Annotated in this window: 12 protein-coding genes and 1 pseudogene; 6 read left to right on the plus strand and 7 right to left on the minus strand. The window is 69.8% G+C overall.

The genetic code is table 11. The annotated features are described in order from the left end of the window. Window positions 1–120: 120 nt before the first annotated feature. Window positions 121–2,211, minus strand: a complete 2,091-nt coding sequence (locus tag ACIQHQ_RS37295) for an ATP-binding protein (RefSeq protein ID WP_402621259.1) — start codon at window positions 2,209–2,211, stop codon at window positions 121–123. A 453-nt stretch (window positions 2,212–2,664) separates the two neighbouring features. On the opposite strand from ACIQHQ_RS37295, the gene ACIQHQ_RS37300 reads away from it, so the two are divergent. Beyond that, the gene (locus ACIQHQ_RS37300; RefSeq protein WP_402621262.1) at window positions 2,665–3,381 is read left to right on the plus strand and encodes a hypothetical protein; all 717 of its coding nucleotides are present in this window, start codon (window positions 2,665–2,667) and stop codon (window positions 3,379–3,381) included. A gap of 304 nt (window positions 3,382–3,685) precedes the next feature. Here ACIQHQ_RS37300 and ACIQHQ_RS37305 read toward each other — a convergent pair whose 3' ends face one another. Next, entirely contained in the window at window positions 3,686–3,922 is a 237-nt protein-coding gene (locus tag ACIQHQ_RS37305) for a hypothetical protein (RefSeq protein ID WP_402621264.1), read from the minus strand. Between the two features lie 318 nt (window positions 3,923–4,240). On the opposite strand from ACIQHQ_RS37305, the gene ACIQHQ_RS37310 reads away from it, so the two are divergent. From ACIQHQ_RS37310 to ACIQHQ_RS37320, 3 genes are all read left to right on the plus strand, one after another. Beyond that, window positions 4,241–4,927 (plus strand): hypothetical protein, encoded by a 687-nt coding sequence (locus tag ACIQHQ_RS37310; RefSeq protein ID WP_402621266.1) that lies wholly within the window; start codon window positions 4,241–4,243, stop codon window positions 4,925–4,927. Between the two features lie 198 nt (window positions 4,928–5,125). Continuing rightward, window positions 5,126–5,335, plus strand: a complete 210-nt coding sequence (locus ACIQHQ_RS37315) for a DUF6207 family protein (protein ID WP_402621269.1) — start codon at window positions 5,126–5,128, stop codon at window positions 5,333–5,335. An 85-nt stretch (window positions 5,336–5,420) separates the two neighbouring features. Then, on the plus strand, window positions 5,421–6,356 hold the full coding sequence (locus ACIQHQ_RS37320; protein WP_402621272.1) for a Ku protein: 936 nt from the start codon (window positions 5,421–5,423) through the stop codon (window positions 6,354–6,356). Between the two features lie 60 nt (window positions 6,357–6,416). On the opposite strand, the gene ACIQHQ_RS37325 is transcribed toward ACIQHQ_RS37320, so the two are convergent. Further along, the gene (locus ACIQHQ_RS37325; protein ID WP_402621275.1) at window positions 6,417–6,722 is read right to left on the minus strand and encodes a hypothetical protein; all 306 of its coding nucleotides are present in this window, start codon (window positions 6,720–6,722) and stop codon (window positions 6,417–6,419) included. A gap of 230 nt (window positions 6,723–6,952) precedes the next feature. On the opposite strand from ACIQHQ_RS37325, the gene ACIQHQ_RS37330 reads away from it, so the two are divergent. Beyond that, the gene (locus ACIQHQ_RS37330) at window positions 6,953–7,195 is read left to right on the plus strand and encodes a hypothetical protein (protein WP_402621278.1); all 243 of its coding nucleotides are present in this window, start codon (window positions 6,953–6,955) and stop codon (window positions 7,193–7,195) included. Between the two features lie 68 nt (window positions 7,196–7,263). Here the strand turns inward: ACIQHQ_RS37330 and ACIQHQ_RS37335 are convergent, their stop codons facing one another. The 4 genes from ACIQHQ_RS37335 to ACIQHQ_RS37350 are packed head-to-tail and all read right to left on the minus strand — an operon-like array spanning window position 7,264 to window position 10,322. After that, a complete protein-coding gene (locus ACIQHQ_RS37335) occupies window positions 7,264–8,097 on the minus strand; it encodes a hypothetical protein (protein WP_402621280.1) in 834 nt (277 codons plus the stop codon). Then, entirely contained in the window at window positions 8,078–8,983 is a 906-nt protein-coding gene (locus ACIQHQ_RS37340) for an aldo/keto reductase (protein ID WP_402621283.1), read from the minus strand. The genes ACIQHQ_RS37335 and ACIQHQ_RS37340 overlap by 20 nt, the downstream gene beginning before the upstream one ends. After that, window positions 8,980–10,152, minus strand: a complete 1,173-nt coding sequence (locus ACIQHQ_RS37345; protein ID WP_402621286.1) for a JmjC domain-containing protein — start codon at window positions 10,150–10,152, stop codon at window positions 8,980–8,982. The genes ACIQHQ_RS37340 and ACIQHQ_RS37345 overlap by 4 nt, the downstream gene beginning before the upstream one ends. A gap of 20 nt (window positions 10,153–10,172) precedes the next feature. Then, entirely contained in the window at window positions 10,173–10,322 is a 150-nt protein-coding gene (locus ACIQHQ_RS37350; RefSeq protein WP_402621289.1) for a hypothetical protein, read from the minus strand. A gap of 195 nt (window positions 10,323–10,517) precedes the next feature. Here ACIQHQ_RS37350 and ACIQHQ_RS37355 point away from each other — a divergent pair. After that, window positions 10,518–10,718, plus strand: a pseudogene (locus ACIQHQ_RS37355) (hypothetical protein); the annotation flags it as partial.

Genomic DNA, 10,718 nt, shown 5'->3' on the forward strand with positions numbered 1-10,718 from the left:
CCCAGGACCAGCTGGCCGCGCTGCGGGAACTGGGCGTGGAATGGGCATGACGCCGCCACCGCCCGGCCGTTGAGTCGAAGTGCACGAGGCCCTGGGACACGATCTCGGGGCCTCACTTTTTCACTGTTCCTGTTCCGGCGGGCCCGTCGGCTCAGCTTCAGCCTGACCTTGCGGCTGTGTCAGGGCGTCGGGGATGAAGTGTGAGTAGCTCTCGCGTAGGTGCTGGGTGACGCGGTCGTCGGTCGCCTCGTAGTTCAGCTGCTCCTGGAAGAACCGCAGCTTCTTCTCCCCGGCGTCGAGGATCTCGCCCCAGCTCTTGACCCAGACCTCGTAGTCGTCCTGTACGTCGGCGAGGCCGGCGGGGCGGTCCTTCTGCCGGATGTCGCGAAGGATCTTGTCCGAGTAGTCGTAGGTGACGAGGTAGAAGCGCCACTTGGAGCCCACCCCGCTGTACTGGGGGTCGTCGATGATGGCGCGGGCGTAGCCCTTGATCTGATCGAGTTCTTTCGGGCCGACCTTCACTGTGGGCCGCTTGAGTTCGATGACGAGGCGCTCGGTGGAGTTGTCGTCCCGGCGGCTGCGGAACAGCAGGATGTCGACGCGGCCGCTGCGCCCGTCCGGCTGGGTGACGGCCTCGAGGTCGTGCTCCAGGACGACGTCTTCACCGAGGTGGTCTTCCAGGTGGGCTTGGAGGACGTTGGTGAGTCCGAGTTCGCTCCTGGTCATGTGCCAGTCCTCGCCGAACAGCCACAGGTTCTTGGCGACCATGGGGTGGAGCTGGTCGACCTCGCGCAGGTTCTTGCGGAGGTGTTCGTCGGCGAGGAGCTTGCGCAGGGCCTGGATGAAGTTCAGGCGGTTGGTGACGGTGGTGGCCGCGCCGATGACGTGGGTCAGGTCGGTGCTGTCCAGGAGGTTCTTGAGGTGCCGGCGGTCGTCGTCGCTGAGGGCCAGGACCTTTTCGAGGATGGTGTGAAGGTCGCTGGGGTTGCTCTCCAGGGCGGTGCGGATGAGGTTGACGGACAGGCTGCGGGCCGCGCCTTTGTTGGGAAGCGCGTGGCGGGCGGCGGTGACGACGACGTCGAAGGTCTGGCGCTCTATGGCGAGCGCGCCGGTCGCCAGCTGGTCGTCGTAGGGGTAGATGCCTTCGGTCTTGAGCTGCCGCACGACCTCTGCCGAGATCTGGGCTCCGCGAACGGCCAGGTGCTGCTGGACGGCCTTGACGGCCGCGTCCAGGAGACCGGAGTGGGCCATGGTCAGTCCGTGCAGGTCATCGACGGACAGGCCGTTGAACAGGTTGGCGCGCAGGTACGGGGTGAAGCTGATGATGCCGTCGGACCAGTCGCTGCCGTGCTCGCCAAGGGCGATGCCGTCGGCATTGCAGATGAGCATCTTGCGGTCGCCCATCCGCTTGTTCCACTCGACAAAGGTCACGACCGGGGGCGGGTCCGCGTTGGCGTACTCCTCCGGCAGGTCCAGTTCCAGGTCGATGGGTTCGCCCACGATGATGTCGCTGGGGTTGAGTCGTTTGCCGTCGAGCGTGACGCGCACGTGCGGGTAGGCCAGGAGGTAAAACGCCAGCTTGGCGGTGAGGTTCGCGGCGGCGTCGTCGCGCTCCAGGCTGCTCAGGGGCTTGCCCTGAGGTACAGAGATGCGGACGGTGGTGCCGGGCGTTTCCCTGGCTGGCGCTGTCTCTTCGACCTGCCAGATGGTGGCGTGGTCGGCGTTGCCGCGGATCTGGACCCCGACCAAGGTGTCGCCGACCTTGGCAGTGGACTCCCAGGTGAGTTGGTCGCCCAGGGCGAAGGCGAAGAGGCGGCCTTCGCCGTTGCGGCCGTGCAGGATGCGTTCCCCGCCTTCGGTGTGCGTCCTGCTGGTCTTCCAGGTGTTGCCGAAGGCTTGGAAGGCGGTGCGTGCTCGCTCGGGTGTCATGCCGTGGCCGTTGTCGGTCACCACGACGTCGGTGATCGCCGTCATGCTGGAGCGGCGCAGTTCGACGTGGACCTCGGTGGCGTTGGCGTCCAGGGCGTTCCACACCAGTTCGGCGACTGCCGTGATCTGAGGCTTCTTCTTGAACTGGAGGATCTTGCGCTCGCCGACTGAGAGCTCGAACTCCGTCAGCGGTGGTCCGCTCTGCGCCGGCAGTTCGGCGCTGACCAGGCCCGCGCCAACTCCCGTGCGAGCGGCGCCCTCTGTGTTGTGCTCCCCAGACATGCGGTGACCGTACCGGTTTCATACAGTGCGGTACACATCGCCTTGCGTAATGGGTGCCGTGTCACCCGCTCAACGTCACAAGCGGGGCCCTCGCGTCGGAGGCAGCAGCGGGCATCACCCGATCAGCCGCGCCGGGCAGGCATCGCGGCGCAGCGGACAAGCTGTTTCGAGCACCCGACGGTCGATGTTCCCGTATACCCAGCAGTCGCCTGTACGCCCCGTCGGCAGCGACAGTTCGGCCTCCGTGCGGCCGCAGTTGGCTGGTCAGATGCTGGGCGGGGAGATGGCTGGCTGCCACACTCAGCCGGTTGAACTGATCACTGCACGGCCGTGGCGCCGTACGCAGAGACCCAAGGGGGTTCCTTGCCGAGCGCACCCACAACCGTCCGCGGCGGCCACTACCGCCGATCAGGCTCCCAACCGTCCCTCTCCCCTTTGGTGATCATTGCGGTCGTGGCGATCTGGGGCATCGGCCAAGGTGGCGTGGCATCGGTGCCGTTATGGCTGTGGATCCTGATAGGCGTCACAGTGACCGCGGTCTCGGGGATCGCGATCTACCTGCTGCTCAAACAGATCCGCCGAGAGGACCTCCAGGTGCAGGCGGCTGAAGAGGCAGCCGAACGGCAGAAAGAGATCGACGCGCAAAAGCTCGCGGACCTCAAGACCGTCACGCCCCTGGCCACGCTCCTGGAACTCAACCAGTCCCAGATCGACGAATACCACCGGATCGCCACCGACCAAGCCGACCGGTCCTTCCGGTCCTCGCAACGGGCCATGGCGTTGGGCCTGCTGGTGATCGTGGGCTGCTTCGCCGCCGGCCTGTACTTCGCCAACGGCCAGACCAAGGTCTTCGTCGCCGCCATCGCGGGCGTCGCCGCGGCGCTCTCCGCCTTCCTCAACCGCACCTACCTGCAGATGTACGGGCAGACCCTGAGCCAGCTCAACCGCTACTTCGAGCAGCCAGTCCTGACCGGCTACTACCTGACCGCAGAGCGCCTGGCCCAAAACCTGGGCGAGGATCCTGAGAGTGAGATGCGCCGCCGCATCATCGACCAGGTCCTGGAAGCCAGTGCTCGGATGAACAACGGCACCACCGGAGAAGAACCACCGCCACCGACCAAGCCGAAGGCGAAGAAGAAGCGCACCACGGCGACGTCGCCTCCAGGCTGACAGCGGCGCGGCGGCCCCGGCCGACGCGCAACCGGCTGAGTGCGCCCCGATCCCCGGCCGCGACCGCGCCGCCCATCCCGCCCGTCCCTTCCTCCTCCACTCCAGCCAAGGGACATGGGCAGAGCAGCCGCAACGGGGATGTCAGCAGGCCGACCACGGCGAAACTGCGAGGTGACCTGCGCGGACACGGCAACGGTCCTGCGGGCCGTGCAACACCCAGCGCAACCCTTGGCGCAACATCCAGCGCAACAGATAGCGCAACCTCTGCCGCAACCTCGTGCTCCTGGTCGACCGAGGCGTGCGGTCACGCGGCCCGGACGGCTCCGTGGGCGCGGGTCAGGTGGCGCAGCTCGGAGCGTGCCGCTGGCACCGAGGAGACAGTCCTCCAGTAGGGGTGCCACCACAGCCGTACGGACAGGAGCAGCAGGCGGCGGCGCAGGGCGGTGGTGTCGCGGGGGCGGGGTGCGGCGAGCGCTTGGTAGGTGGCGTTCCAGGCGGCTTGCGTCTGCACCAGGTCGTCGGGGAAGTCGGTCACGTCCATACCGGCATTAGATCGTTTGTTCGAATTCATTGTCATCTCGGACACGCCGCCCGGGCGACCAGTCACGGTCGGGCCTGGGGGCGGTGCGACTGGAGTCGTGGTCGGCCTCATGGTCGGGGTTCGTGGTCAGCCCCGACCACGACGGATCGGCCAGTGCTCCGCAGCGGGTCCGGGCGGGTGTTTTTCCCTCGCGTACGCGGGCGCCGTTCTAGCGGTGCGCGTCCAACTTGCCCATTTTCAAAGGGTATTAACACTCTTTAGGATGTTCTGCCATGTTCTGTTCGCCGTCTTCGAGGCGAACGAGCGAGAGGTGATCTCATGGCACGACGAACCGAGTACGACGAGGGCCAGGCCGCCAAGCGCCTGAAGGTGTCCGCAGCTGCCTTCCGGTGGGCGCGGCACGCCAGGCTCATCCCCGATCCGGACGTGTCCTCCTGGCAGTGGTCCCGGGAGGCTGTGGAGGCGCTGGACGCCGACGCCATCCGGGCCGCGATGCCCTCCCCGCCGATCTCCGGGAGCGCGGCGGCGGACCGGATCGCCGAAGCCCTGGGCACTCCGAATGTGATCGGTGAGAAGGCGAGCGTGACGGCGTTCGTGGTGCGGCGGTTCGTTGACCGGGGGCTGCTCGCCGACGTGAGCGCGAACCCCGAGGGGACGCTGCACCATCCCGGTCAGGTCGCGGAGGTCTGCCAGCGTGAGGACCTGGCGGAGCTGGTGGCCGCCGATACCCCGCTGGGACCGGAGCAGGCCGCCGCGCGACTCGGTGTGCGCAGGGTTGAGTTCGACTGGATGGTGCGGCTCGGTTGGATCCGCTCGCCGCAGTCGATCGAGGTCCGCTTCGGCACGAGCCGGGCCGGGGCCGTCGACGTCGCGCTGTACACCACGGCGTCGGTCGACGCGATCCCCGCCGCGCACCCCGAGGTCGACTTCGAGCAGCTGCGCTCGGTGGAGAAAGGCCGGCGCTCCCCGCTCGCGGTGCTGGCGAGGCAGGCCGCCGTGGCGTGACGTCGACGGGCCCCGTTCGTTGAACGGGGCTGCGGAGCAAGCGACATGCCTCCGGGGCCGGTTGGGTCCCGGAGGCATCGTCGTTTTTCAGGTCAGGGGTGGTTGGCAACCACCAAGGCCTCGCGCGTAGCCGTCCCCGGTCGGGTGAAGACGTTCGGATGGAAGAACCTCCGGGGGCGTCGGCACGTCGTGCCAGGTATGAGGCAGATCAATGACGCGCATGTGGCGCTGCCGGGCCTGGCCGTGGTGGAGGTGGCGGCCTCCGATGACGAGACCGCCTTCGCTGTTCAGAAACTGCTGGCCGCGCAGTGTGCGATCGCGCCGGCGGACTGTACGACCAAGGAGCCAGGCGAGCCCGGTGTACGGCTTCGGTTCTTCCTGGACCTGCACCAGGACGCCGACGCCTAGGCCTGCGGCAGGGTGCCGGCCTTGCTCGTGACGAGCCCTGGCGCGGCTCCTACGCTGGAGGTGCTCGGGGCTGCGGAGGTGTGCCATGCCCGCGAGTGTCTTCAACGGCTCGATCTCGTTCGGGCTGGTCAGCGTCCCGATCACAGTCCTGAGCGCGACCGAAGATCACAGCGTGCGCTTCCGGCGGATCCACACCGCCGACCGGGGTCGGGTGCGCAACCGCTACTGGTGCGAGGTGGAGGACCGCGAGGTCACCTTCGGCGAGATCGGGAGAGGCTACGAACTGCCGGACGGCCGGGTCATCCCGATCACGGACGAAGAGCTTCGGGCCCTGCCGCTGCCCACGGCGCGCGCCATCGAGCTGATCGCCTTCATCCCGGCCGCCGCCGTCGACCCGCTCCGTATCGGCCCCGGCTACTACCTCCAGCCGCAGGGCGCCGTGGCCGCCAAGCCGTACCTGGTGCTGCGGCACGCCCTGGAGCGGGCTTCGCGGGTCGCTGTCACACGGTTCGCGTGGCAGGGCCGTGAGCGGCTCGGTCTGTTGCGGGCCCGTGGCGATGTGATCGCGTTGCACGGCTTGCTGTGGCCGGACGAAATCCGCGACCCCGCCGCCGTGGCGCCCCCGCCGGTCCAGCTGGACGAAGACGAGATCGGCGAAGCCGTGGCGCTCATCGAGGCCATGACCCGCGACGACCTCACCGGCCCCGAGTTCACCGACCACTACAGCGAGGCGCTGCACGAGGTGATCGAGGCCAAGCGGGAAGACCGCCCACTGCCACAGGCCCCGGAGCCAGAGGCGCGGCCAGGTCAGCTGGTGGACCTGATGGCCGCGCTGCAGGAGTCCGTCGACAAGGCCCGGGCGGCGCGCGGCGAGACGGGCGACACGGACCCGCAGGAGGCGCCGGCCATACCGGCGAAGAAGGCCGCGGTGCGGAAGACGCCGGGGAAGGCGACCGCCCGGGCGGCGTCCTCGAGGAACGCCGGGCGATCGGGCGATCAGCGAGGCACACCAGCACGCTGACCTGCCCCTGGTCGGGCCCGTGGTCGGGGCGTCCCGGGCCGTGGTCGGCCTGCCGGGTGCCTAGTCGGCGGCGTGGTCGGGGTCGGGGAGCTCTGGCGGGAAGTGCCGCTCCAGGATCTCCGCCCACCGGTGCAGGACGACAAAGCCGGTGGTGCCGGCCTGCGCCTGGACCAGCTCGGTCAGGGCGTCGATGAACGGTTGCGCGGCTGTGCCCGGCGGCATCTCGGCGGCTGCCATCTTCAGGCGTTCGTGCGCGGCCGGGAAGACGCCTTGGGCCCACTCTTCCTGCTCCCTGACGCGCCGGGCGCCTTCCTTCCAGTTGATCCGCATGATGATGTACTGCGGGCAGTCGGGCGTGTGCCACATCTGGTGGGGCGTCCCGCCCCCGACGCGGGCGTTTTCGGGACTTGGTCCTGCCTTGCAGTCGGGACACACTTCGCCTTCTGTCTCCGCCCAGCCCTGCATCGAGACACTCCCCTCGCCTGGAGGGCAAGAGCCTGCCACGGGTGATCACTGGCTGGCCAGAGCTTCGGCCGTGGGGGGTTGGTGACCTTCCGGTATGGCCATCGGTGGGGCCGGTCGTCCAAGGTGGGGCGATGAGCGAGCTCCGACCCGGTGATATCACTGACGAGATGCGCCGGGCCGTGGACACGGCACGGCGGCAGGGACTGCAGAAGGATCTGCGCACCCTCGCGGCCACCATCCGCGCCGACGCCGAAGGCCGGTACGACGGCGCGGAACCCGGGTGGCGGGCCGGCGTCGAGTGGACGCTGCTGTGGATCGAGAACACCGCCAGCCAGCTGACCGAGGGCAGGCCGAAGCGAGCCAGTGGCGGGTGAGCAGCGCGCTGACCTGCCGTGGTCGAGCTGCGCGAGACGCCTGGTACGGCACGTCAGATGCGGCGGGCTCAGCGGCGGCGAAGTTCCTCGGACCAGTCCCGGAGCGGGCCTTCGAGGATGAGGTTGTCCCCGCGGCTCACGGTCTGGAGCAGCTGGGCACACACGGTCGCTTCGGCGGCGAGGCCGGCCGGGCTGCCCAGGACGGGGAAGGCGTCGCGGACGCGGGCAGCGGTGTCCGGCTGGAGCAGCGTGTAGGCGTAGAAGGTGGCGGCGTCGAACCCCTCCGGAGCTCGCCCCCAGCCCTCCCAGTCCAAAAGCCGCAGAGGCGCGGTGAGGTTCGCCCAGTGCAGGTCGGCGTGGGCGGTGGTCCAGCAGGTAACGGCCGGGGCCGGGATGCCGACGAACTCGGGGATCGCCCGGTCCATGTACTGCTGACGTACGGCGACACGGTCAGTGACAGTTGCCGACACCTTCTCCAGCGCCTTGGCCAGGTCGGCCCACCAGGAGTCCGGCAGCTGCACCTGGTGCTGGAGGATCGGGTCATCGGACAGGACGGGCTGGTCGACGCGGGCTGACAGCTCCGCCCGGTAGGCCGTGCCGTCGTCGAAAGCGTCATGCACCCCCAGGAGCTCGGGCCGGTGCCCGTCGAGATCGCCGAAAGCATGCTGTGCGTCCAGGGCGCCGTCCCACAGCTTCCCCGACGCCTTGTCCGCCGGTGCGGACACCAGCCGCAGCCACGCCGGGGCGCCGGCTGCAGTGCGGGCCGGGGCACCCAGAGTGCGCCCGGCCCACCCCCAGAACTCCCCGCCCAGCTCAGTCTGGACGGCCAGGGCCTTCGCGGCGCGGGCGTGGTGGGTGCGCATGCGCTGTTCGGTGTCCGGGTCAGGGGGAGGCGAGTACATGAGTGATCTCCCGCAACTGGGCGGCGGTCAGGGAGGGTTGGGCGACGGCGTCGGCCGCGTCCCTCCAGTGTGGCGTACTGGAGGCCGCGATGAGGACGTCCGTCACTCCTGGGCATGACGCGACGGTGAGGAGGCACGCCTGTGCGGGGGTCAAGCCCGGCCGGATGAGGTCGGCGAGCTCCTGGTCGACCATGCCGGGCAGCTCGCCGCCGTGCAGCGGAGCTGAGGCCATCACCCGCAGGCCCGCGCCCACGGCGGCCGGAAGCGGACCGCGGCCGTCCAGGGCCTGCGTGATCGGCGTCATCATCACCAGGCTGACCGGCAGCTGCACCGCGACCAGGTGGTGCTGTCCGCCCGCGGCTTCGGCGGCCAGGGCGAGCAGCTCCCCCACCGTGAACACTTCTTCCAGGCCCGCCCACGTGGTGATGCCGTACCCGGCCACGTGCCCGGCCGCCACGGCTTCCTCGAGGACGACAAACGCGTCCCGCATCGCGCGGTGCAGGGCGGGGCGGTCGCTGGGGTGTGCGCGCTCGGGGTTGTGCAGCAGGACCAGGTCCAGCCTCTCGCGCCCGAGCTGCTCGCGGTTGCGGCGGATCTGCCAGCGCACGTAGTCGGGGGCGAGGCTGTGCCCTGCCGAGTTCTGGTCTGCGGTGAGGACACCGGCGTTCACGGCGTCGATGCCGGTGGCCGTCGTGAAGTACCCCGCCTTCGTCGCGATCCGCACCGACGGGTGAGCAGACAGGACGGGGGCCAGCAGGGTCTGCGCCTGCCCGGTGGCGTAGTTGGGAGCGGTGTCGATCCACTGCGCGCCGGAGGCGGCCGCACGGGCAGCCGCCTCCGAGATCGCCCGGCACCGGTAAGTGCCCAGAGCGAGTCGTGCCGTCACAGCAGGCTCCCCACCGCGGCGGCCTGCCCGGCAACGAGCTCCTGGACCAGCCCGACGACGTCCTCCAGGGCGAGGCCGGCTGTTTCCGCGAGCGCGGCCAGGTCCACGGTGCGGCCGTCGACCAGCGGGCGCAGCACCGCCTCCGCCGCCGGGGCGAACTCGAACGTGCTCCCGGCGGCGGACAGCGTCACCGCGTCCTCGCCGACGTCCAGGACAGCGCGGGCGGTGGTGAGCCGCACCCGCAGGTGCGGGTCGGCCGGGATGCCGTCGATGTACGGCAGGCTCGGCACCATGCGGCCGACGGCCTGTCCGTCCATCGCGGCCCGGTAGCGGGCGAGCAGCCCGGGGTCGTCCAGCAGTTCGGCGAGCCGCTTGCGCATCCCGTCCACGACGTCGGCCTGGACGTCAGGGGCGGCGAGCAGGGGCAGGTCGCGCCTCCAGTCCTCGTGTGCGAGCAGCTGCTCGCACACCCACGTCATCAGGTCGGTCGCGGTGTGGGTTTGCAGTCCGCAGGTGACGTGCAGGGAGCGCACGCCCTGGTCGGCGGAGACCGCGTGCCAGACGCCGCGCGGCACATAGAGCACGTCCCCGGGGTGCAGGACCAGATCAGCGATCGGTTCGGTGGGTGCCTCGCCGGGGTCCTCGATGTCGCGGTAGAGCGGGAACGGGCGGGTGGTGCCGTAGATCCGCCACCGCTTCGCGCCGTCCAGCTGGACGATGACGGTGTCGTGGTCGTCCCAGTGAACCCCGAAGCCCTCGGTGCTGGTCCAGGAGGCGTACAGGTTGGCCTGTACGCGGGTGCGCAGCTTGCGTTCGATCGCTTCGCAGAGGCGGGCGAGGGGCGGGTGGAGTTCGTCGACGCTGTCCAGGGCGAGGGAGGCGCCCTCGATGAGGCGGGCGTGCAGTTCGGCGGGGTGCAGGCGGTGCCACACGGTGTGCCGACGGGTGGCCACCGGGGCGGTGTATCCGCCGACCAGCAGTGTCTCGCCGTCGCGGGACAGCCGCATGCGCGGCGGCTCCAAGCGGTGGCTGGCGAGGATGTGGTTGAGGTCGTCCCAGGTCATCAGTCCGGCGACGTCGAGCGCGCCGGGTACGTGGCGGTGTTCGCGGTGCAGTGCCTGGGCGAGGAAGTCCTCGCCCAGGCATGCCGCGATGGACAGATCCGTCATCGCGTCAGGGCTCCCGATCGTCAGTCGTTGCCGTCGCTGCGGCCGGTGCCGCCGCCGTCCGAGGGGATGGCGTTGCGGTTGCGGGCGGCGACGATCCGCTGCCGGGAGCGGACCAGGCCGTCGGCCTGCGGCCCGGACGTGGCGGGCGGGGGCTGGACGGGACTCTGCATGAGGACCCTCCTCCTGATCGGTCGGCCGGACCCTGGACAGCCGCGGCCGCGACACCCGTCAGTACAGCCACGGCAAGGGCTGGCGATAACCCCGTGACGGGGCCCCCACGGTGGGTATGGTCGATGGGCTGACGCACTGTCATTCCACGAGATTCAGGGGGACTTGTGGACGACTTACCGCCGTCACCCGCTCAAGTGCCGCGCAGTCTGCTGGCCGACCCGGCGTTCGTCCGGGCTCTGCGCGAGCGGGACTTCACCACGGTGTTCGCCATGGCCCATGACGCGGGGATCTCCTTCAACCGGATCGCCGAAGCGTGCGCGCTCAAAGCCGAGCGGGTCAGCCAGATCGCCCGGGGCACCGCGGCTGTCACCGCGCTGGCAACTGTCGAGCGAATC

This window comes from Streptomyces sp. NPDC092370 (assembly GCF_044755265.1).
Taxonomy (GTDB): Bacteria; Actinomycetota; Actinomycetes; order Streptomycetales; family Streptomycetaceae; genus Streptomyces.